General features: G+C 74.2%; 21 protein-coding genes and 1 pseudogene. 13 read left to right on the top strand and 9 right to left on the bottom strand.

Annotation, left to right across the window (positions count from 1 at the left end; genetic code table 11):
* Positions 1 to 121 precede the first annotated feature (121 nt).
* On the top strand, positions 122 to 2,071 hold the full coding sequence (locus BMW85_RS25600; RefSeq protein WP_091086034.1) for a glycoside hydrolase family 71 protein: 1,950 nt from the start codon (positions 122 to 124) through the stop codon (positions 2,069 to 2,071).
* A gap of 96 nt (positions 2,072 to 2,167) precedes the next feature.
* Complete coding sequence (locus BMW85_RS25595) at positions 2,168 to 2,458, top strand: hypothetical protein (protein ID WP_218155921.1); 291 nt, start codon at positions 2,168 to 2,170, stop codon at positions 2,456 to 2,458.
* A 72-nt stretch (positions 2,459 to 2,530) separates the two neighbouring features.
* Here BMW85_RS25595 and BMW85_RS25590 read toward each other — a convergent pair whose 3' ends face one another.
* The gene (locus BMW85_RS25590; RefSeq protein WP_091086031.1) at positions 2,531 to 3,556 is read right to left on the bottom strand and encodes an ArsR/SmtB family transcription factor; all 1,026 of its coding nucleotides are present in this window, start codon (positions 3,554 to 3,556) and stop codon (positions 2,531 to 2,533) included.
* Positions 3,557 to 3,726: 170 nt separating this feature from the next.
* Between BMW85_RS25590 and BMW85_RS25585 the strand changes: the two genes are divergently transcribed.
* Entirely contained in the window at positions 3,727 to 4,707 is a 981-nt protein-coding gene (locus tag BMW85_RS25585) for an endonuclease/exonuclease/phosphatase family protein (RefSeq protein WP_091086029.1), read from the top strand.
* A 676-nt stretch (positions 4,708 to 5,383) separates the two neighbouring features.
* Positions 5,384 to 5,950, top strand: coding sequence for a hemerythrin domain-containing protein (locus tag BMW85_RS25575; RefSeq protein WP_091086025.1), 567 nt, complete (start codon positions 5,384 to 5,386; stop codon positions 5,948 to 5,950).
* A 30-nt stretch (positions 5,951 to 5,980) separates the two neighbouring features.
* Here the strand turns inward: BMW85_RS25575 and BMW85_RS25570 are convergent, their stop codons facing one another.
* Entirely contained in the window at positions 5,981 to 6,925 is a 945-nt protein-coding gene (locus BMW85_RS25570) for a TauD/TfdA dioxygenase family protein (protein WP_091086023.1), read from the bottom strand.
* Positions 6,926 to 7,059: 134 nt separating this feature from the next.
* Here BMW85_RS25570 and BMW85_RS25565 point away from each other — a divergent pair, with 134 nt between their 5' ends.
* The 5 genes from BMW85_RS25565 to BMW85_RS49705 are packed head-to-tail and all read left to right on the top strand — an operon-like array spanning position 7,060 to position 12,679.
* A complete protein-coding gene (locus BMW85_RS25565) occupies positions 7,060 to 7,350 on the top strand; it encodes a hypothetical protein (RefSeq protein ID WP_091086020.1) in 291 nt (96 codons plus the stop codon).
* 2 nt (positions 7,351 to 7,352) lie between these two features.
* On the top strand, positions 7,353 to 10,598 hold the full coding sequence (gene fdh / locus BMW85_RS25560; RefSeq protein ID WP_091086355.1) for a formate dehydrogenase: 3,246 nt from the start codon (positions 7,353 to 7,355) through the stop codon (positions 10,596 to 10,598).
* Positions 10,598 to 11,428 carry a 4Fe-4S dicluster domain-containing protein gene (locus tag BMW85_RS25555; protein ID WP_177240878.1) on the top strand — a complete coding sequence of 277 codons (831 nt, stop codon included), beginning with the start codon at positions 10,598 to 10,600 and terminating at the stop codon, positions 11,426 to 11,428. The genes fdh and BMW85_RS25555 overlap by 1 nt, the downstream gene beginning before the upstream one ends.
* Positions 11,425 to 12,510, top strand: a complete 1,086-nt coding sequence (gene nrfD / locus BMW85_RS25550) for an NrfD/PsrC family molybdoenzyme membrane anchor subunit (protein ID WP_091086018.1) — start codon at positions 11,425 to 11,427, stop codon at positions 12,508 to 12,510. Before BMW85_RS25555 ends, nrfD begins: the two co-directional genes overlap by 4 nt.
* Before the next feature lie 25 nt (positions 12,511 to 12,535).
* Complete coding sequence (locus BMW85_RS49705; RefSeq protein WP_177240877.1) at positions 12,536 to 12,679, top strand: hypothetical protein; 144 nt, start codon at positions 12,536 to 12,538, stop codon at positions 12,677 to 12,679.
* A 21-nt stretch (positions 12,680 to 12,700) separates the two neighbouring features.
* Here the strand turns inward: BMW85_RS49705 and BMW85_RS49700 are convergent, their stop codons facing one another.
* A complete protein-coding gene (locus tag BMW85_RS49700; protein ID WP_177240876.1) occupies positions 12,701 to 12,871 on the bottom strand; it encodes a hypothetical protein in 171 nt (56 codons plus the stop codon).
* Between the two features lie 218 nt (positions 12,872 to 13,089).
* Between BMW85_RS49700 and BMW85_RS25545 the strand changes: the two genes are divergently transcribed.
* Positions 13,090 to 15,003, top strand: a complete 1,914-nt coding sequence (locus BMW85_RS25545; protein ID WP_091086010.1) for a cytochrome c biogenesis protein CcsA — start codon at positions 13,090 to 13,092, stop codon at positions 15,001 to 15,003.
* Between the two features lie 21 nt (positions 15,004 to 15,024).
* On the opposite strand, the gene BMW85_RS25540 is transcribed toward BMW85_RS25545, so the two are convergent.
* Positions 15,025 to 15,423, bottom strand: coding sequence for an STAS domain-containing protein (locus BMW85_RS25540; protein ID WP_177240875.1), 399 nt, complete (start codon positions 15,421 to 15,423; stop codon positions 15,025 to 15,027).
* Between the two features lie 126 nt (positions 15,424 to 15,549).
* Positions 15,550 to 15,915: an STAS domain-containing protein gene (locus tag BMW85_RS25535; protein WP_143082400.1), complete on the bottom strand. Its 366-nt coding sequence runs from the start codon at positions 15,913 to 15,915 to the stop codon at positions 15,550 to 15,552.
* Here BMW85_RS25535 and BMW85_RS52350 point away from each other — a divergent pair.
* Positions 15,818 to 16,240, top strand: a pseudogene (locus BMW85_RS52350) (hypothetical protein); the annotation flags it as partial. The gene BMW85_RS25535 and the pseudogene BMW85_RS52350 sit on opposite strands and share 98 nt — an antisense overlap.
* Here the strand turns inward: BMW85_RS52350 and BMW85_RS52345 are convergent.
* Positions 16,204 to 17,304, bottom strand: a complete 1,101-nt coding sequence (locus BMW85_RS52345) for a glycosyltransferase family 2 protein (RefSeq protein WP_143082399.1) — start codon at positions 17,302 to 17,304, stop codon at positions 16,204 to 16,206. The pseudogene BMW85_RS52350 and the gene BMW85_RS52345 overlap by 37 nt on opposite strands.
* A 133-nt stretch (positions 17,305 to 17,437) precedes the next feature.
* Between BMW85_RS52345 and BMW85_RS25520 the strand changes: the two genes are divergently transcribed.
* Positions 17,438 to 17,947: a GNAT family N-acetyltransferase gene (locus tag BMW85_RS25520; RefSeq protein ID WP_177240874.1), complete on the top strand. Its 510-nt coding sequence runs from the start codon at positions 17,438 to 17,440 to the stop codon at positions 17,945 to 17,947.
* Here the strand turns inward: BMW85_RS25520 and BMW85_RS25515 are convergent.
* The 3 genes from BMW85_RS25515 to BMW85_RS25505 form a co-directional block, all read right to left on the bottom strand.
* Positions 17,937 to 18,641: a DUF4097 family beta strand repeat-containing protein gene (locus tag BMW85_RS25515; protein WP_091086004.1), complete on the bottom strand. Its 705-nt coding sequence runs from the start codon at positions 18,639 to 18,641 to the stop codon at positions 17,937 to 17,939. The two genes, BMW85_RS25520 and BMW85_RS25515, sit on opposite strands and share 11 nt — an antisense overlap.
* A gap of 102 nt (positions 18,642 to 18,743) precedes the next feature.
* Positions 18,744 to 19,661, bottom strand: coding sequence for a GlxA family transcriptional regulator (locus BMW85_RS25510; protein WP_091086002.1), 918 nt, complete (start codon positions 19,659 to 19,661; stop codon positions 18,744 to 18,746).
* A 7-nt stretch (positions 19,662 to 19,668) separates the two neighbouring features.
* Positions 19,669 to 20,268, bottom strand: a complete 600-nt coding sequence (locus BMW85_RS25505) for a cysteine hydrolase family protein (protein ID WP_091086000.1) — start codon at positions 20,266 to 20,268, stop codon at positions 19,669 to 19,671.
* A 123-nt stretch (positions 20,269 to 20,391) separates the two neighbouring features.
* Between BMW85_RS25505 and BMW85_RS25500 the strand changes: the two genes are divergently transcribed.
* Complete coding sequence (locus BMW85_RS25500) at positions 20,392 to 21,192, top strand: aminotransferase class IV family protein (RefSeq protein ID WP_091085997.1); 801 nt, start codon at positions 20,392 to 20,394, stop codon at positions 21,190 to 21,192.
* The last annotated feature ends 22 nt before the right edge of the window (positions 21,193 to 21,214 follow it).

Raw genomic sequence — 21,214 nt, 5'->3', positions numbered from 1 at the left:
ACGTTCCAAAATGAGGGTTTTGCGCAAAACTCCCGAATGCTGTTCGATCTTGCTCCATCCTGGCCCGTGACAACCGCGGGTCCGCCGCGCCGGGCCCGCGCAGCCGCGCAGAGGGAGCTCAATGATCAACCGATATCGGACGCTGCTCACGGCGGTGACCGCCCTGGTCACACTGGCGACCGTCGCCGTCGCCCCGGCGCAGGCGTCCGCGCCTGTCAGCGTGACCTTCGCCGCCACGGAGGACGTCTTCGTCAGCCAGGCCGAGCCCGCCAAGAGCTTCGCCACCGCCACCTGGCTCAGCGTGTGCGGCGCCGGTTGCGGCAGTGCCACCGCGGGTCAGCGCCTGGGTCTGACCCGCTTCAAGGTCACCGGCATCCCGGCGGACGCCGAGGACGTCAAGGTCACCCTGGACGTCGTCTCGGCCAGGACGACCGCGACCACCGTCTCCGTCCGCGAGGTGACCGGCTCGTGGACCGAGGCCGCCACGACCTGGAACACCCGCCCGGCCGTCGGCACGGGCGTGGTCGGCTCGCACACCGGGTTCACCGCCGGAGCGACGGCCAAACTGGACGTCTCCTCGGCCGTGGACGGCGACGGCACCTACGACTTCGCGCTCACCGGGACGTCCGACACCACGACCGTGCTGATGTCCTCCCGCGAGACCGGCGACCGCGGCCCGAAGCTGACGGTCACCTACACGCCGGGCTCCGGGGGCGGGCAGACGGCCGGTCCGCTGCCGTTCACGCTGCCGGGCACGGCGGCGCTGCGGGCCTCGGGCAAGAAGGTCTTCGCGCACTACTTCACGCCCTACCCGCTCTCCCTCGACAATGCCGCTCCGGAAAACGATTACTACGCCCGCAACTACCTCAAGCCTGAAGGGGAGAGCGGCAAGCACGCCGCCTACGGCGGGCTGCTGCGCGACCGGCCGACCGGCCGCGACCCGATCAGCGGCGACTACGCGCTGGCCGACCTCAAGGCCGAGGTCAGGCAGGCCGTCGCGGCCGGCCTCGACGGCTTCACCGTGGACATCCTGTCGGTGACCAGCGCCCACTGGACGCGGGTGCAGAACCTCGTCAAGGCCGCCGAGGCCGTCGACCCCGGTTTCAAGATCGTGCTCATGCCGGACACGAACGGCCTGGCCTCGGTCGACGCCGCCACGCTCGCCTCGGCCATCGCCAAGCTGGCCGCCTCGAAGTCGGTCCTCCGGCTCGCCGACGACCGCCTGGTGGTGGCGCCGTTCAAGGCCGAGGGGCGGACCGCCGCCTGGTGGGCCGACTGGATGAAGACCATGGAGAGCGCGCACGGCATCAAGGTCGCCCTGGTGCCCTGCTTCCTCGACTTCGGCAAGAACCGCGACGCCTTCGCCCCGATCAGCTACGGCTTCTCCAACTGGGGTGGCCGCAACCCCGCTGTGAACGCCAACCTGACCGCCAACATCACCACCGCCCACAGCCTGGGCAAGATCTGGATGCAGCCGGTGTCCGTCCAGGACGAGCGGCCCAACCAGGGCATCTTCGACGAGGCCGGCAACACCGAGAACCTGCGGGCCACGTGGAAGGGCGCGATCGACGGCAAGGCCGACTGGGTGCAGCTCACCACCTGGAACGACTACTCCGAGAACACCCAGTTCGCCCCCTCCAGGAACGCCGGGTGGACCTACCTGGACATCAACGCCTACTACCTGACCTGCTACAAGCTCGGCTGCCCGAAGATCACCAACGACGTGGCCTACCTCACCCACCGCGTCCAGCCGGTGGCGGCCGCGCCTTCGTACGCGCAGACGAAGCTGATGAAGCTGCGCGGCGGCAGCACCGCGGCCCGTGACACGGTCGAGGTGCTGAGCATGCTCACCGCCGCGGCCAAGGTGTCGGTCACGGTCGGCGGCACGACGCAGACCTACGACGCCCCCGCCGGGGTGTCGGCCAGGACGTTCCCGCTCAAGCCGGGCACCGCCTCGGCCACCGTCACCCGGAGTTCGGCGACGGTGGCGAAGGTCGTCTCGCCGTACGCGATCAGCGCGACGCCGTACGTCCAGGACCTGCACTACCGCGCGGTCTCCAGCGACCGCTGACCACAACTGATCTACAATGTAAAGGCTGCGGGACGCTTGCTCGATCATGGGAGAGAAACGGAGGCCGCGCTCAGGGCGTGAGGCGGCGCCGACGTCGTGCTCAACGCCGCCCCGTCCACCGAGGCCGCGACCGCACTGCTCACCGGTCTCGCCCCGGACGGCACCCTGCTGCTGTGCGGCTACGACGCGACGCCGCTGACCCTGCCCTCCCAGCCCATGGTGCTGAACCGGCTGCACGTCATGGCCTCGCCGTCCGGCTCGCCGCACGACCTGCGCGACACGCTGGCCTTTTCGGCGCGGCACGGCATCCTGCGGCGGGTGACGTCGATCGGCCTGGACGAGGCGCCCGCGGCACTGGAGGCCATGGGCGCCGGGCCCGGCGGGTGATCACCTTCGCCTGACAGCCCGCCGGCCCCGGCTCGCTCAGGCGGAAGTCTTGGTACGGCAGGCGCAGGTCGTCTAGGTCTGCCTCGGACGCGGCGGCGGGCTCGCCACGATCTCACCCTCCAGCAGGGCCGTTCCCAGCGGGGTGCGGGTGTGCAGGACGGCGGTGCCGTCGCGGCGGGTCTCGATCAGCCCGGCCTCGCGCAGGACGGTGGCGTGCCGGCTGGCGGTGGCGGGGGAGACGCCCAGCATGCGGGCGAGCTGGGTGGTGGTGGCGCCGTGGTCGAGCGCGCGCAGCGCGGCGGAGCGGCTGGCGCCCATGAGCGCGCTCAGCCCGGCGGCGCCGGCCCGTCGCGCGGCCGGCCGCCACCGGTGCCGCTGCTGGATCGGGTAGATCAGCACGGGCGGCAGTCCGGGGTCGGCCATCGACAGCGGCGTGCGCTGGCAGAAGTACGACGGCACGAGCCGCAGCCCGCGCCCGCCCAGCGCCAGGTCCTGGTCCACGACGTAGTCGACCTCCAGCACGGGCGGCGTCCAGCGGATCGGCGGCCCGAGCCCGGCGAGCAGCGCCTCGACGCCGCCGCCGAGCACGTCCCTGACCCGGCTGTCGCGGTCGGCGGCGAAGGCGGCGTCGATGGACTCCTGGAACGGGGCGACTGCGGCGGCGTGATAGTCACGCAGGGCGTCGGCGAGCGCGGCGAGCGCGCCGGTGTCGCCCTCGGCGAGCGGCCGGGCCCAGCCGGGCAGCGGCCGGTGGCGGGCGAGCCGGCCGAGTTCGGTGGCCAGCCGCCGCCCGGGGGTGCGGCGCAGCGCCTCCAGCCCGTGGCCGAGGCCGCGGGCCGCCTCGTGCGGAGTGAGGAAGTCCGGGAAGTACGGCCCGGCGGGGGCGAGCGCGTCGAGCAGGAGCGCGCCGGGCCGCATGCGGGCGGTCCTGGCCGGCTCGGCGTGCAGGGCCGCGAACCAGGGCCGGAAGGTCAGCGGGCGCACCCGGTCGCGGAGCCGGAAGCGGGTGAAGACGACCTCCCAGAGGGGGTCGGGCTGGTCGGCGAGCGTGACGCGGGCGAGGTCGTCGGCGGTGAAGTGGATCCTCAGGGTCCCCATGCGGCCCCTCGCGCCTTGACTGTGCCTGTCATCCCGTACGACACCATGGGGGCAACCGGCCGTCAACCCGAAATGTGGCGTTTGTCGTGTTTGCGGCCAGGTGTAAAGGCTCTACCGCCCGGCCCCTCCCGCCGGACACCATCGATCGCGTCGGAAGGAGGCGACCCCTTGTGAGGATCCCGCGTTCCGCCCGCCGTCTGACGGCCGCCGTGGCCGCCGTGTGCGGGCTCGTCCTGGCTCTGGCTCCCCCGGCGAGCGCCGCGCCCGCCCCCGTCACGGTCGGGCCGCTGCCCGTCAGCGCCGTCGCGCCGATGGGCGCCAAGGCCGCCGCACTGACCGCCCGCGCCCGCGCCGGCCGGGCCCGCGCCGCCGCCCCCGCCGGCGCCGCACGGGAGGAGCGCGCGGGGACACTGGCCGCCCGCCGCTTCCACGAGCTGCAGCTCAACCTCTGCAACAGCGGGCACGCGGGCTGCTACGCCGGCGGTCAGGCCGTCTACGAGGGCGGTGACCTGATCTACTACCTGGCGCCGGACCTGGTGACGCTCAACGAGATCTGCGCCGGCGACCTGCCCGCCTACCTGCAGCCGTCGCTCGCCGAGGCGTGGCCGGACGACTGGACGTACTCGCTCTTCTACCCGGCGCTGAACAAGCAGACCGGCGCCCCGATCACCTGCACGAACGGCGACCGTTTCGGCAACGCCGTGCTCGGCCGGGTCCCGGCCGCGCTGTGGCAGGGCGTCAACGGCTGGGCCGGCGAGTACACCGCGCAGGACGGCGGCACCGAGAAGCGCACGTTCGCCTGCGCGTACGCGATCGGCGACCACCTGGCGTGCGCCACCCACCTGAGCGCGGCCAGCGAGCCGATCGCGCTGGCGCAGTGCCAGGCGCTGATGTTCAGCGCGGTGCCGGCGATCAGGTCGGCGGAGGGGATCACGGGCCGGACCGTCGTCGGCGGCGACTTCAACCTCGAGTACGACACCTCGGACCCGGAGAACGCCCAGAACTGCGTGCCGGGCGGCCACATCCGCAAGGGCGACGGGGACGTGCAGCACGTGATCTTCAGCAACGACCTCACCTTCGGCAGCACCGCCAAGTACGGCCTGAGCTACACCGACCACGACGGCTTCCTGGTCCGCCTGACGAAGCCTTGATCATCGGGGGCGGGCGAGAGCCCGGGGCGCGCCATCGGCGCGGCCCCGGGCTGCGCTCATGCGCCGCTCTCGGCGGCCACCGGAACCGGGGCCACCGGAACGGGGGCCGCGGGGACCGGATCCGCGGAGACCGAGGCCGCGGGAACCGGGGCCGTCTGGTTCGGGAGGGCGGGATGGGGGGCCCGGCGCTCGGGACGGCGCGGGCGCGGGACCGCCGTCCGGTGCGCCCGGCGATGCGTACGCCGGCGCGGGGCGTGCGGAGCGCTCGCGGCGCTCCCGGTGCTTGCTGCGCTTGCGGTGCTTGCGGTGCTTTCGGTGCTTGCGGTGCTTGCGGTGCTCGCGGTGCTCGCGGGGGAGCCGGGGCGTTCGACGTCGGCGGGAGCCGGGGAACCGGTTCCGGGGGAGACGCCTTCGGGGATACGGGGGCCGGATGCCGGGGCGGAGGAGTCCAGCAGCGTCTCCTCCAGGACCTGCATGAGCATCAGGCCGATGAGGGCCAGGATCGGGATGGCCAGTGCCACGACGAGGATGATGTTCACCTCCCACGGGACGTCGCGTCTTCGCCCGCCCTGCCGGCCGGGCGTCGTGGGCCACTACCTCGGATAATTCCAAATAAACCGGACATCTTGCGGGAATGAGGAGGGCCCGGTCCCGGGACACCGAAGGGGGAGCCGACATGGCCGAGCAGCGCGACGTCATCGCGGTGCTGACGCACGACCACCGCGAGGTCGAACAGATGTTCTCCGAGCTCGAAAGCATGCGGGGCGCCATCGGCGAGCGGCCCAAGCTGCTGGCCGAGAACGTCGTCATCGAGCTCGTCCGCCACTCCGTCGCCGAGGAGCAGTACCTCTACCCGGCCGTGCGCGAGCACGTGCCCGGCGGCGACGAACTGGCCGACTACGAGATCGCCGAGCACGCCGCGGCCGAGCGGACGATGCATGACCTCGAACACCTGGAGCCCGGCGACGACCGGTTCTGGCCCGAGCTGGACCGGCTCATGGCCGAGGTCCGCCACCACCTCCGGGAGGAGGAGGACGAGCTGTTCCCCCGGCTGCGCGAGGCGTGCGACCAGGCACAGCTCGAAGAGCTGGGCGCGAAGGTCGAGCGGGCCAAGAAGACGGCCCCGACGCGCCCCCACCCCTACGCGCCGGACACCCCGCCGGGCAACCGCCTGCTGATGCCGGGGGCCGGGCTGGTGGACCGCATCCGCGACGCCATCACCGGCCGCGGCCGGTCCTCCTGACCGCCCCGGCCGCCGCGCCGGGGGCCGCGCTCACCAGGTCCCCGGCGGGGGACCGATGATCGGCTCCGAGGGGCGGCCGTCCACGCCGACAGGGACCTCGCCGCGCAGCATGACCCGGTGCATGACGCGCGGCTGCGCGAGCTGCCCGGTGTCGGTCGGCGCGAGGTGCATGGTGGCGCGGTTGTCCCAGAAGGCCACGTCGCCGGACTCCCACCGGAAGCGCACGGTGTACTCCGGGCGGGTCGCCTGCCCCAGCAGCAGCTCCAGCAGCGGCCCGCTCTCCAGCCTGGAGACCTCCGCGATCCGCTCCAGGTAGTAGCCGTTGACGAACAGCACCCGTTCGCCCGTCTCCGGATGGACCCTGACCAGCGGGTGCAGGGTCGCGACCTGGTGGGAGAGCAGGTGCCGGAGGTAGGCGTCGTCGCCGGCGCGCGGCTGGTAGCCGACGCCGAGGCGGTGCTCGGCGCGCAGGCCGTCCACGAAGCGGCGCACCGGCTCCGACAGCCCCTCGGGGGCGGCCACCAGGTTCGCCCACGTCGTGTCGCCCCCGTACGCGGGCACGCTCTCGGCCCGCAGGATCGTCGCGGCCGGCGGGTCCATCCGCGCGCCGTGGTCGCAGTGCCAGCCCCGCAGGTGCGAGTGCCGCCGCCGCTCCAGCCACTCCGCGCGCTCCATGCCGTACCGGCCGGCCAGCTCCAGCCGGTCGGCGGTGGTCTCCACCTCGGGGAACCCCTCGGGCGATGCCGAGCCGCGCCGGGCCGGCACCACCGGCTCGCCGAAGCGGCGGGCGAGGGCGACGTGCCCGGCGTGGTCGAGCCGCTGGCCGCGGAAGAACACCACCTTCCACCGGTGCAGCGCCGCCCTGATCGCCGCCACGGCCGCGTCGTCGAGCCCGGCCGCCAGGTCCACTCCCTCGATCTCCGCGCCGATGTGCCCCGCCACCGGCCTGACCCGCACGCCCGTCTCCACCGTCACGCGGCATCTATACCCCGCCGCTTTGCCGGAACATGCACCCGTACGGGCGGGTCGATGGTTTTCCGTAGATCGATGGCCGGGAACGGGACGATCTGCAACCCACGGGACGAGACGGACGAGGCGGAGGCGGTGACATGCCGAGCAAGGAGCAGGTGCTGCGGCTGCTGGCCCTGGGGCACGGCTACGGCGAGATCGCCCGGCGGCTGGACGTCCCCGCCGGGCAGGTGTACCTCGTCGCGACCGGCATCCCGGCCGACGGCGGCGGCACCGTCACCCGCGCCCAGCGGCAGCGGCCCGGCATGCTGCGCTCCCGTACGCAGCGCCTGGTCAACCCGCGCGAGGTCAACCCGGTCGCACGGGAGGACGTGCACGCCTGGGTCCGCGGGCGGGCCCGGAGCGAGCGGCCCGCGGAAGAGAGCCGATGACCATGAACCTACCTGGCGGGCTGGGCTCCTGGCCGCTCCTTCGGCAGCTCGTCGGCCCCGACCGGTCCGGGCGGGGCGCGGCGGTCCGGTCGGCGCGCACCGACCACCTCAGGGCGCGTACGGCCGACGCCGACCGCGTGGTCAAGTCGGTGTGCCCGTACTGCGCTGTGGGCTGCGCGCAGAACGTCTACGTCAAGGACGAGCGGGTCGTGCACATCGAGGGCGATCCCGACTCCCCGGTCAGCCGGGGCAGGCTGTGCCCGAAGGGCGCGGCCACGCTCCAGCTCACCACCGGCGAGAGCCGCCTGTACCAGGCGCTCTACCGGCCGCCGGGCGCGGCCGACTGGCAGGAGATCGACCTCGACACTGCCATGGACATGATCGCCGACCGGGTGATCGCCACCCGGCGGGCGACGTGGGAGTGGGAGCAGGCCGGCAAGCGCACCGCCCGCACGATGGGCATCGCCAGTCTGGGCGGCGCCACGCTGGACAACGAGGAGAACTACCTCATCAAGAAGCTGCTCACGTCGCTCGGCGTGGTGCAGATCGAGAACCAGGCCCGGGTGTGTCACAGCTCCACGGTGGTCGGGCTCGGCACGTCGTTCGGGCGGGGCGGCGCGACCACGTTCCTGCAGGACCTCCAGCACTCCGACTGCGTGATCATCCAGGGCTCGAACTTCGCCGAGGCGCACCCGGTCGGCTTCCAGTGGGTGATGGAGGCCAAGGCGCGCGGCGCGGTGATCATCCACGTGGACCCGCGCTTCACCCGCACCAGCGCGCTGGCCGACCTGCACGTGCCCATCAGGGCGGGCTCCGACGTGGCCTTCCTCGGCGGGATCATCAATCACGTCCTGAGCAACGAGCTGTACTTCCGCGAGTTCGTCCTCGCCTACACCAACGCGGCCACGATCCTGCGCGAGGACTACCGCGACAGCGAGGACCTCGACGGCCTGTTCTCCGGCTTCGACCCGGACCACCGCCACTACTCCAGCGAGACCTGGCAGTACGAGGGCATGCTCACCGTGGCCGCCTCCGGCCAGCGCGACCAGGCCTACGACAGCGACTACGACGAGCACGTGGCCGGCGGCTCCGAGACGCACGGCGCGATCGGCCACTCGATGGAGGGCACCCCGCGCCGCGACGACACCCTGACCGACCCGCGCTGCGTGCTGCAGGTGCTGAAGCGGCACTTCGCCCGCTACACGCCGGAGCTGGTCGAGCGCGCCTGCGGGGTCCCGCCGGAGCTGTTCGAGCGGGTGTGCCGCCACCTGACGGAGAACTCCGGGCCCGAGCGCACCGCCGAGTTCGTCTACGCGGTCGGCTGGACCCAGCACAGCGACGGCTCCCAGTTCATCCGCGCCGCCTGCATCCTGCAGCTCCTGCTCGGCAACATGGGCCGGCCCGGCGGCGGCATCCAGGCGCTGCGCGGGCACGCCAGCATCCAGGGCTCCAGCGACATCCCGACGCTGTTCAACCTGCTGCCGGGCTACATCCCGATGCCGCACGCCCACCGGCACGAGACGCTGAACGCCTTCCTCATGGCCGACGCCGCGCACAAGGGCTACTGGGCCGACATGCCCAACTACCTGGTCAGCCTGCTGAAGGCGTGGTGGGGGTCGTCGGCCCGCGCCGACAACGACTTCCGCTTCGACTGGCTGCCCAGGCTCACCGGCAGTCACAGCACGTACGACACCGTGATGGCCCAGCTCGACGGCTTCTGCAAGGGCTACTTCCTGCTCGGCGAGAACCCCGCGGTCGGCTCGGCCAACGCGAAGATGCAGCGCCTCGGCATGGCCAACCTCGACTGGCTGGTGGTGCGCGACTTCAACCTCATCGAGTCGGCCACCTGGTGGAAGGACGGCCCCGAGATCGAGACCGGCGAGCTGCGCACCGAGGACATCGGCACCGAGGTGTTCTTCCTGCCCGCCGCCACCCACACCGAGAAGAGCGGCAGCTTCACCAACACCAACCGCATGCTGCAATGGCACCACCAGGCCGTCGAGCCGGCCGGCGACGCCCGCAGCGAGCTGTGGTTCATGTACCACCTCGGCCGCATCATCCGGGAGAAACTGGCCGGCTCCACCGACCCGATGGACGCGCCGGTGCTCTACCTCACCTGGGACTACCCGGTCGAGGGCGGCCAGGCCGAGCCGGTCGCCGAGGCCGTGCTCGCCGAGATCAACGGCTGGGACGAGCACGGCGACCCGCTGCCCGGCTACGCCGCGCTCAAGGCGGACGGCTCCACCTCGTGCGGCTGCTGGATCTACTGCGGGGTCTACAAGGACGGCGTCAACCAGGCCGCCCGCCGCAAGCCCGCCGAGGAGCAGAACTGGATCGCCGCCGAATGGGCCTGGGCCTGGCCGGACAACCGGCGGCTGATGTACAACCGGGCCTCGGCCCGGCCCGACGGCAGCCCCTGGAGCGAGCGCAAGAAGCTCGTCTGGTGGGACGCCGCCCAGGGCCGCTGGACCGGCTACGACGTGCCCGACTTCGACGCCACCAAGCCGCCCGACTACCGGCCCGCCCCGGACGCCCTCGGCACCGACGCGCTGTCCGGCATCGACCCGTTCATCATGCAGGCCGACGGCAAGGGCTGGCTGTTCGCCCCGGCCGGGGTGGTGGACGGCCCGCTGCCCGTGCACTACGAGCCGCAGGACTCGCCGGTGCGCAACCCGCTCCACCCGGACCGGCAGCGCAACCCGGCCCGCATGCTCTTCCCGCACGAGCACAACCGCGCCAACCCCAGCGGTGACGAGCCCGGCGCGGCGCTCTACCCGTACGTCGTCACCACCTACCGGCTGACCGAGCACTTCACCTCCGGCGCGATGAGCCGTACCGTGCCCTACCTGGCCGAGCTGCAGCCCGAGATGTTCTGCGAGGTCTCGCCCGAGCTGGCCGCCGAGCGCGGGCTCGTGCACGGCGACTGGGCCACGATCGTCACCGCCCGCAACGCCATCGAGGCGCGGGTGCTGGTCACCCGCAGGATGCCCGCCCTGCACCTCGACGGCAAGGTCGTGCACCAGATCGGGCTGCCGTTCCACTTCGGGCCCAACGGTCTGGTCACGGGCGACGCCGCCAACGAGCTGTCGTCGATCACCCTCGACCCGAACTCCCACATCCAGGAGGTCAAGGCGTTCTCGGCCGACATCCGGCCCGGCCGCCGCCCGCGCGGCCCCGGCCTGACCGACCTCGTCCGCGACCAGCAGCGCCGGGCGGGCGTCACCGAGCACACCGGCATGGAGATCTGATGAGCGTCGACCCGGCGACCGCGAGCGGCTACACCGCCCACCCCCAGCGGATGGGCTTCTTCACCGACACCAGCGTCTGCATCGGCTGCAAGGCGTGCGAGGTGGCCTGCAAGGAGTGGAACGCCGTCCCCGACGACGGGATGACCTTCACCGGCATGTCCTACGACAACACGATGAGCCTGAGCGCCGACACCTGGCGGCACGTCGCGTTCATCGAGCAGCCCCGGCCGCTCGGCCACCAGGACCCCGGCGTCGAGGGCATGGACTTCCGCTGGCTCATGGCCTCCGACGTGTGCAAGCACTGCACCCACGCGGCCTGCCTGGACGTCTGTCCCACCGGCTCGCTGTTCCGCACCGAGTTCGGCACCGTCGTCGTCCAGGACGACATCTGCAACGGGTGCGGCTACTGCGTGCCCGCCTGCCCGTACGGGGTGATCGGCAAGCGGGAGACCACCGGCGTCGCGGCCAAGTGCACGCTCTGCTACGACCGGCTCGGCGTCGGCCAGGAGCCGGCCTGCGCCAAGAGCTGCCCCACCGACTCCATCCAGTTCGGCGAGCTGGACGAGCTGCGCGAGCGCGCCGCGCGCCGGCTGGAGCAGATGCGCGCCGCGGGGGTGGACTCCGCCCGCCTGTACGGCCACGACCCGGACGACGGCGTCGGCGGCACGGGCGCGTTCTTCCTGCTGCTGGACGAGCCCGAGGTTTACGGGCTGCCGCCGGACCCGGTGGTGACGACGAGGGACCTGCCGTCGATGTGGCGGCAGGCGGGCATCGCGGCGGCCGTGCTGCTGGCCGGCATCGCCGCGGCCACATGGGGGAGCCGCACATGAGCGAGGACCGACCGGCCGACCAGACCGACGTCCGCATGGACGACGACCTCGCGCTGCGGCCCGAGCGCGAGGCCACCGTGGGCTCGGCGGGCGGGCGCGAGCCGCGCGGCGACGGGAGGCGCGGGGACCGGCGGCGGGGCGAACGGCGGCGCGGCGACCGGGCGATGGTGCCGGAGGCCGACTTCCGCTCCTACTACGGGCTGCCCGTGCTCAACGAGCCGACCTGGCACGACTACGACATCGCCGGCTACCTGTTCCTCGGCGGCCTGGCGGGGGCCTCCTCGATCCTGGCGGCGGCGGCCGGGGTGACCGGCCGGCCGCGGCTCGCGCGGGCCGGCAAGGTGGGCGCGCTCTGCGCGATCGGCGGCTCCTTCTACGCCCTCATCCACGACCTCGGCAAGCCGTCCAGGTTCGTCAACATGCTGCGGGTGTTCAAGGTGACCTCGCCGATGAGCGTCGGCACGTGGATCCTCAGCGCGTACGGCCCGCAGGCCGGGCTCGCCGCCGTCACCGCCGTCACCGGCCGCTTCCCGCGCCTCGGGCGGGCCGCGAGCGCCGGGGCCGGGCTGACCGGGGCGGCGGTCGCCACGTACACGGCGGTGCTGGTCGCCGACACCGCCGTCCCGCTCTGGCACGACGGGCACCGCGAGCTGCCGCTGCTGTTCGCCGGGTCGGCCATGGCCGCGGCCGGCGGGCTCGGGCTGCTCGCCGCGCCGCTCGCCGAGGCGGGCCCGGCCCGCGGCACGGCCCTGCTCGGCACCGCGCTGGAGGCCGCCGCCTACCTGCGCATGGAACGCCGCCTCGGCCCGGTCGCCGAGCCGCTCAGGCGGGGCAAGGGCCGCCTGGTCCGGCTCGGCGAGGGGCTGTCGGCGGCGGGGGCGCTGCTCGGCGCGACCGCCGGCCGCCGCAGCCGGGCCGCCGCCGTCGCCGCGGGCGCCGCGCTGCTGGCCGGCTCCGCCTGCACCCGGTTCGGCGTCTTCCACGCGGGCATCGCCTCGGCGAACGACCCCGCGTACACGGTGGAGCCGCAGCGCGCCCGGCTGGCCGCGCGGGAACGGCAGCGGAACGGCGTGCCTGAGTAGGCGTTTCCCGGGCAGGAACCTCGCCATGGACCCCCTCGGCATCCTCGCCCTCGTCGCCCTGTTCGCCGGCATCCTGGTGGCGCTCTCGCAGAAGGTGTGGCCGGTCGCGCTGCTGTGCTCCGGCCTGTTCCTCGCCGTGCTCTCCGACGCCGGGATCATCGCGGGCTGACCCCGCCCGCCGCCCCCCGCGTCACGGGCGGCGGCGCCTGCCGCGGGCGAACGCGCGCCGTACGAGGTTGACGACGACCACGCCCAGCAGGAACCGCTCCATGAGCTTGCCGAGCAGCCGCCACGGCCCGCCCGGTGGCGCGTCGGCGCCGCGACGGGCGGCCCGCTTGTTCGTGTCGCCTGCGTCGTCCATCAGGCCCCCGTCCCCCCTCGTGGCGGAGCCGCCACGTCCTTCCCCCGTCCGTAGCCTGCCCCGCCCGACCGGCCGCCATGCCCACCGGGGCCGGGGCTCGCCACGCCAGCATCATGGGGAAACTTGTCCCTGCTTGCCCGAGACGCGATCATGGAACTGCTTCCCCCGCCGAAGTCGTCACGGGAGGAAGCCGTGCCCGCGAGCCGAATCGAGCGAACGTGACCGCCGCGCTCGGCACCGCCGCCCTGTGGTGCGGGCTGCCGGCCTCGCTGGTCTCCGCTCTCGCCTGGCAGCGCGCCCGTCCCGCCGCCCTCGCCGTACGGGCCGGGCGGGCCGCGCTCGGGTGCGCCGTGCTGGCCGTGGCGCTCCAGGTGACCGGGCTGATCGGGCATGGAGGGCATGGCGTGCACGGCGTGCCGCTCTCCTACATGGTGACGAGCCTGTGGTCGGCGCTCGAAGCCTCGCTCCTGCTGTGGCTGCTCGCGCTCACCGGCGTCGCCGCCGTCGCGGGGCGGCGGCGCCGGCCCGGCGACCGGCTCCAGTCCGTCGCGATGGCGGCCGTCATGCTGGTGTGCGCCGTGTTCTTCGCCGTCAGCGCCCTCACCGGGCCGCCCGTCGTCCCCGCCGCCGCCGACGGGCCCGGCCCAGGCGCGCTGCTGCACCTCGGCTCCGCCGCGCTCGCCGTGCCCTTCGGCCACGGCGTGGCCTGGCTGGTGACCGGCCGTACCGAGACCGGGACGATCCGGCGCTGGACGCTCGCCGCCTGGGTGCCGCTGACCGCCGGGATCGTGCTCGGCGCGTGGTGGTCGTACCGGGCGCTGGGGTGGGGCGGCTCCTGGGAGTGGGACCCGGTCGAGAACGGCGCCCTGATGCCGTGGCTGCTGGCCACCGCGCTGCTGCACGCGGCCCCGTCCCGCGCCATGCGGCCGTGGGTGGCGCCGCTGGCGCTGGCCGCGTTCCTGCTGGTGCCCTTCGGCATGTTCCTGGCCGCGCACGACACCGCGCCACCCGGGAGCGCGCTGCCGGTGACCGTGCTGCCGGTGACCGCGCTCGCGGGGGCCGCCCTGCTGGCGGCGCTGACGGTGACGCTCGCGGGGGCCCGCGCGCTGCTCGCCCGGTGCGAGCCCCGCCACCCCGCCCGTCCGGATCCGCTGCTGCTGCTCGGCTGCGCGCTGCTCACCGTCCTGGCCGGGACGGTGCTGCTCGGCCTCCTGCTCCCGCCGGCCGCGGAGCTGCTGCGGGGCGAGCGGGCGCAGGCGGGACCGCCGTACTACGAAGGGACGCTCGTCCCCGGCCTGCTGGCCCTGCTCGCGCTGATGGGCGCCGCCGCCCGCGTCCGGCACCCGCGCGACGGCACCGCCGGGGGGACGCGGCACTGGGGCACCGCCGGGGGGACACGGCACTGGGGCACAGCCACGGGGGCGCGGCGCGGGCTCGCCTGGCCGCTCGCCGTGGGCGCCGGCACCGTCGCCGCCCTGGCGCTCACGGGGCCGCCGCCGGTCATGGCGCTGGCCGTGTTCGGGCTGGCGGCGTTCGTGCTGGCCGCGGTCGCCGGGCGGCTGCTCGCCAGGACCGGAGGCGAGCCGATGGGGCTGCGCCGCGCGGGCGGCCTCGTGGCGCACGCCGGGATCGCCCTGGCCGCCGTCGCCGTGGCCGCCTCCTCCGGCTACGCCGAGGAGGCCACGGCCCGGGTGTGGACCGGCGGATCCGTGCCGGCGGGCGGCTACACCGTACGGCTCGAAGCGGTCGAACGCGACGCCGACGCCACGGCGACGACGATCACCGCCGTGGTCAGCGCGGCCCGCGAGGGCACGGTCGTGGACGTCCTGCGCCCGTCGCTGACTTCCTACCCGGCGAGCGGCGGCCCGCCGGTCGCCCGCCCGGCCGTGCGCAGTGTGCTCCTCCACGACCTGTACGTCTCCGTGACCGACGTCGGCGACGACGGCCGGTCGGCGGTGCTGCGCGTCGCGGTCAACCCGTTCATGAGCCTGCTCTGGGCGAGCGGCGCGATCATCGCGCTGGGCGGCCTCCTGGCGCTGATCGGCGGCCGGGGCCGCCCCCGCACGCCGCCTCCGGGCTCCCACGGCCGGCGCGCTTCGGTGCCGCGCCCGCGGCGGGCGGCGGCGATGTGAGGCGGCCGGGCGAGGGGGCTGTCAGGCGCAGGTGGTCCTGGCGTCGTCCGGGCTCGTCAGCAGTGACGCGGCGGCGGCGACGTCGTCGGCGGCGGCGAAGTGCTTGTCCAGCCCGGTCACGAGCAGGAGCCGCGACAGCCGGGGACGCAGCCCGCTGAGGACCAGCCGGCCGCCCGCCGACTCCACGGCGTTCGAGGCCCGGATCAGCGCGTTGAGCCCCGAGGAGTCGCAGAACTCCACCGCTCCCATGTCGGCCACGACCAGCGGCGGCGCCGCCTGCGCGATCGCCTCCGACAGCCCGTGGTGGAACTCGTCGGCCGAGGCAAGGTCCAGATCCCCTGTCGCGCTCAGCACGGCGACGCCGTCCTGTTGGGTGACGATCCAGGAGAAACCGGATTCATCAGCGTCTGCGTGCATCATGACGCTCCTCCGTCTCTCACGGTAACCGGCCGCCCGCGCCGGTGCGCGGCGGCCGTAGTCCATCTTTGCACAGTGCAATAAGGTCAACGGGGACGAACGCGCCACCTGAGCCGCGCCGGCACCGGGTCACGGCTTCGCCCTCGCCAGCTCGGCGAGTGCCTCCTCCAGTGTGGCCCGCGTCTCCACGTCGTCGAGCGGCCGGGCCGCGTCGGGCCCGTCGGCGACGATCAGCCGGCCGCCGGCCTCGCGGGTGTGCCGTCCGGCGGCGGCGACGACGAGCAGCGCCTCGGGGTCGATCTCGCCCGCCCTGCGGGCGTTGAGCACGACGAGCGGGACGCTGCGCCGGGCCAGGGCCGTCGTCAGGCTCCGCCGCAGCGCGAGCACCTCCGGCCCGATGATCGGGCCGACCAGGTCGATGACCACGACCGTGCCGCACATCCACGGGCGCACCCGGGCGGAGGTGCCTCCCTCTCGGGCGGAATCGGATGTCATCGTGAGCTTCCTCTGCGGCACGGCGAAACGACGCCGACCAGGCTTCCCGGCTCACCTCGAATGCCACCGTAGCAGAGCATTGCCTGGTGCAAGAATCCCCGCCCCCCGGCCTGTCCCCGCGTTTCCGCTGGTGCACGTGGGGCAGTCGGCGACCGTGCAGGACGACGGGGTGCAGGACGACGACGGGATGCAGGACGACGTGGTGCGTGGCGACGGTGGCGACGTGGTGACCGTGACGCCGTGCGAGGACGGCCCGCTGCTGGTCCGGGGCGCGTTCATGCTGGTGACTCAGGACGGGGAGCCGATCGACCCGGGGCGGGCCACGGTGGCGCTGTGCCGGTGCGGGGGCTCGTCGACCAAGCCGTTCTGCGACGGCTCGCACAAGGCGATCGGCTTCCGCGCCTCCAGCGAGCCGGACCCGCCCCCCGCCGCCTGACGGCGCAGCCACCGCGACGGGTGGGCGGCCACCTTGAGCCTGCGCCCGGCGTACGGGACCCCGCCGCGCAGCGCGGCGGCGACGGCGAGCCAGCTGCACGTGCCCCGCTCCAGGATCCACACCGGGGCGAACAGGGACGCCACCCACGGGAACATCCGCCGGCCGCCCGCGCGCCGCCGCCCCGCCTCGGCCAGCGCGACCGCGACGGCGGCCCCGGCGGCCGGCAGCCCCGGCCTGCGCCGCAGGAGCGCGGCGGCGCAGGCGGGCAGCACCGACAGGAACAGTGCCAGCCGCACCGGCTGCGCCAGGTCGTCGTACGCCTGCCGGACCCGCTGCCCCCAGAAACGGGACGCGGCGGGCGGCAGGCGGCGCACGTACAGGCCGGGCGGCGCCAGCTCCACGCCGCCGTGGGCGCGGACGGTCCGGATCAGCTCCAGGTTCTCGAACAGCACGTCGCCGTCGTAGCCGCCCATCCGCTCGAAGAAGGAGCGGCGCACGCCGAACGTGCCCGGGTAGTCCGCGCCCACGGCCCGGTTGAGCAGGGTGCGCGCGGTGTCCCAGCGGGCGTGCCAGGGCAGCGGGGAGAAGTAGTTCTGGGGGCGTACCAGGTCGGCGTGGCCGAGCAGGCGGCGGACCGCGTTGAGCCCGTCCGGGTCGTAGCGTACGTCGTCGTCGGCGATCACCACGTGCTCGGCGCGGGCCAGCCGCATGCCCGTCAGCACCCCGGCGACCTTGCCGTTGGCGCAGGCCAGGGCGGGGTCGGGCGGCACGTGGACGGCGAGCCCGCGCCAGCGGCGGGCGTGCCGGGCGAACAGCGCGGGCGGGCTGCCGTCCACGACGACGATCGCGGCGTGCCGGGACAGGCGGCGCAGGTACGCGGTCAGCTCGTCCAGGCCGGCGTCGTCGTCCCAGCGCAGCGGCAGGACGTAGGCGAGCTCCGGCGGGCTGGGCATCGGGCGGCTCCGGGCAGGCGGCGGACGGTCATGTGCGTACGGCGCCGCGCCGCCCCGGGGCCGGCGATGCTCCCACCGTCTGGCGATACGGGCTGCCCGGGCAGGAACCGCTCAAACGGCTATGATCTTCGCCATGACCGCCCTGCGCCCGCTGACGGACGCCGACGCCGCCGTGATCGCCTCGTGGATCGACAGCGACGAGGCGCTCGTTCTGTGGTCCGGGAAAGCCGGCTTCACCTGGCCGTTCGACGGCGGGCAACTGCTCGCCTTCCGCGCCGCAGACCCCGCCCGCAGGCTCCTCGTCGCCCCGGGGCCGGACGGCAGGCCGGTCGGCCACGTCATGCTCCGCCCCGACGGCACGCCCCGCTCGCTCCGACTCGGCATGGTCCTCGTCGCCCCCGACGCCAGAGGTCGCGGCCACGGCGAGGCCCTGGTCCGGGCCGCGCTCGGCGCCGCCTTCGCCGGGCCGGACGTCGAGCGGGTCACCCTGGGCGTCTACGCGCACAACCACGGCGCCAGGCGGCTCTACGAGCGGCTCGGCTTCCGCGAGGAGGAGGTCCACGGCGGCTCCGTCCAGGTGGGGGAGACGTGGTGGACGTCCGTCACCATGGCACTGCCCCGGCCGGCCCGGCTCAGGGGGTGAGCACCTCAAGGTCGCCGGAGTCGCTGGAGACCTTGATCGAACGCGCCGCCGACGCGTCGTTGTCGGCGGTGATCCGCTTGTCGCCGGAGTCCGTCTTGGCCACCACCCGGTACGGCCCCGCCGGCACCCGCACCACCGTGTGGCCGGAGTCGTTCTCGGTCGTCACCTCGTCAGGCTGCCCCGTGAAGGCGAGCGACACGTCCCCGGAGTCGGACCTCGCCGTGACCCGGCCGCCCGCCAGGCCGTCGGCCTGGATCGTCCCCGAGTCGGAGCTCACCAGCACCTCACCGGACAACCCCGACAGCGTCAGGTCCCCCGAGTCGGAGGTCACCTCCACCCGTACGCCCTTCGGCACCTCCACGCGGTAGCTCACTTCGCACTCGACGCCGATCGCGCCCACCCCGAACGTGGAGGGGCACTCGTGCTCCAGGTTGAGCGTGCCGCCCCGCACCTCGTGGCTGGTCTCCGGCTTGTGCTTGCGCCAGGCCAGCCGCTCGGTCACCCGCACCGTACGCCGGTCAACGCCCGTCAGCTCCACGGTGCCCGAGTCGACCTGGACCCGCAGTCCCGTCACGTCACCGGGGACCTCGTAGGAGGTCCTGGCCTGGGAGTCGGGGCCCGCGATCCCGCATCCCGCCGCCGTCGCGGCCAGCCCCAGCACGCCTGCGATCAAGATCGTCCTCTTCATGGTCATGTCGCTCGATTCTGGCTCGACGGACCGGTACGTCACCGACTCTAGGGACGGCCCGCCGAACCCGGCATTGCCGCCGTCCCCCGATGGATGGTAGGGCCAGCACTACCACGGGCGGGGCTGGGCGCGCAGCCGGCGCAGCATGCGGGCGTCCTGGAAGCCGACCGCGTGGGCGGCCGCCTCGACCGTGGCGCCCTGGCCGATCAGGTGCTCGGCCCGTTCGCGCCGCAGGAGCTGCTGGTAGGCCAGCGGCGTCAGCCCGGTCGCCCGCGTGAACAGCCGGGTGACCGTGCGCGGGCTGCATCCGGCGGCGGCGGCGAGGCCCGACAGCGGGAGCGGCTCGGTGAAGCGGGCGTCGATGAGGTCCTGGACGCGGTGCACGGTGTCGCTGAGGTGGGCGCGGTGCCGGAGCATGGCGCTGGCCTGCCGCTCGTCGCCGTTGCGTCGGGCGTAGACCACCATCTCGCGGGCCACCCGGGCGGCGGCGGCCGGGCCGTGGCGGGTGGCGACGAGATGCAGGGCGAGGTCGATGCCGCTGGCGATGCCCGCCGAGGTGATGACCCGGCCGTCCTCGACGTAGAGGACGTCGCGGACGACCGACGCCTTCGGGTAGCGGGCGGCCAGCTCGTCCTGCAGCTCGTGGTGGGTGGTGCAGCGCCGCCCGTCGAGCAGCCCGGCGCGGCCCAGCGCGTCGGCCCCCGCGCACACGCTGGCCACCGTGCCCCCGGCCGCGTGGTGGGCGCGCAGGGCGTCCAGCGCGGCCGGGCCGAGCTCGCCCCACCCGGCCGGCGTGGACGTCGCCCGCCAGCCCGGCACGACGAGCAGGTCACCGGCGGCCGGCTCGGGCCAGGTCGTCCCGGCCGTCAGCGTGAGCCCCTGCGCGGTGGGCACGGACGGGCGCTCGGCGACGTACGTCAGCGCGTAGCCGAGGCCGTGGTCGCCGGCCGTGGAGAAGACCTGGGCGGGGCCGGCGAGGTCGAGCAGGTGCAGCCCGGGCACGAGGAGGAAGGCGACGCGGGTCACGATCCGGTCAGTTTACGGGGGTCGGGGCCCCGGCCAGCTCCGCCACCGTCCTGATCGTCGCGAAGCGGCCGGCGAGCGCGTACTCGGTGCGCTCGACGATCGCCTCCACGCCGAGCGTGCGGGGGTCGGCGAGGATCTCCTCCACCGACGCCTCCGGCGGCGCGTCGCGGTGCGGGATCGGCGTCGTCGCGGTCGCGTCCGTGACGAAGGAGACGCCGAAGCCCAGGTCGCTGCCGATCCTGGCGGTCGTCTCGCAGCACTGCTCGGTGCGGATCCCGCACACGACCAGCTCGCCGACGCCGCGCTGGGTGAGGATCTGCTGCAGGTTGGTGGTGGTGAAGCAGTTGTGCGAGGTCTTGGTGATCCGTTCCTCGCCGGGCAGCGGGGTCAGGCCGTCCATCGGGCGGACGTACCCGAGCGCCGGGTCGAAGACGTCGCCGGTGCCTGGCTCGCTGTGCAGCACCCAGACGACCAGGTCGCCCTCGGCGCGGGCCACGTCCACCAGCCGGGAGACGGGCCCGGTGATCCCGGGGTTGTACGCGGCCCGCCACAGGGGCCGCCGCAGGAAGGACTGCTGCACGTCGATGACGAGGAGGGCTCTGTTCACGCATCCAGTCTCGGCCGGTCCGCCGCCCCGCCGTAAGGCCGGATCGGGCCCCGATGCGGACGGATCCGGTCACCGGCATCCGGCCCGTGCGAGGATCGTGGACGATCAGGAAGGAGCCCCGCCATGCCGTCCTCTTGGGCCGCGCACCTCGACGGCCGCCCGGCGAGCGCCGTGGACCTCGCCCCGCTCGCCTTCGCCGGCGACGCCCACTTCACCGCCATGCAGATCCGCGGCGGTCGCGTACGCGGTCTCGACCTGCACCTGGCCCGGCTGCGCCGGGCCTCCGCCGAGCTGTTCGGCCGCGACCTGGACGGCGAGCGGGTGCTCTCCTGCCTGCGGGCGGCCGTCGCGACCGGCCCGCCCGACCTGTCGCTGCGGGCCACCGTGTACGCCGCCGGGTCCGAACTGCGGATCCTGGTGCGTACCGGGCCGCCGGCGACCCCGCCGGAGGGCCCGCTGGCGCTCGCGGTGGCCGAGCACGAACGTTTCCTGCCCGCCGTCAAGCAGACCGGCGAGACGGCCAAGTCTTATCTCCTGCGCCGGGCCGTGGCGGACGGCTATGACGACGCCGCCTTCGTCGACCGCCGGGGCCGCCTCAGCGAGGCCACCATCTGGAACCTCGCGTTCTGGGACGGCTCCGCCGTGGTGTGGCCGGTGGCCGGCCGGCTGGAGGGCGTCACCATGGCGATCCTGCGCCGCCGGCTCGCCGCGCTGGGCGTCCCGCAGGCCGACCGCGAGGTCACCGTCGCCGATCTGCCCAGGCTGTCCGGGGCCGTGGTCATGAACTCCTGGACGCCCGGCGTCCCCGTACGCCGCGTCGGCGCGACGGACCTGCCCGCGGCCGAGCCGTTCGTGGAGCTGCTGCACGGGGCGTATCTGGACGAGCCGCCGGTCGGACTGGAAAAATCTCGCTCTCCCCGATGAGTATTTCTGTCGGCGCGGGTCC

Origin of the sequence: Nonomuraea wenchangensis (assembly GCF_900111685.1) — a bacterium.
GTDB lineage: Bacteria > Actinomycetota > Actinomycetes > Streptosporangiales > Streptosporangiaceae > Nonomuraea > Nonomuraea wenchangensis.
This window is presented reverse-complemented; position numbering and strand designations above follow the sequence as displayed.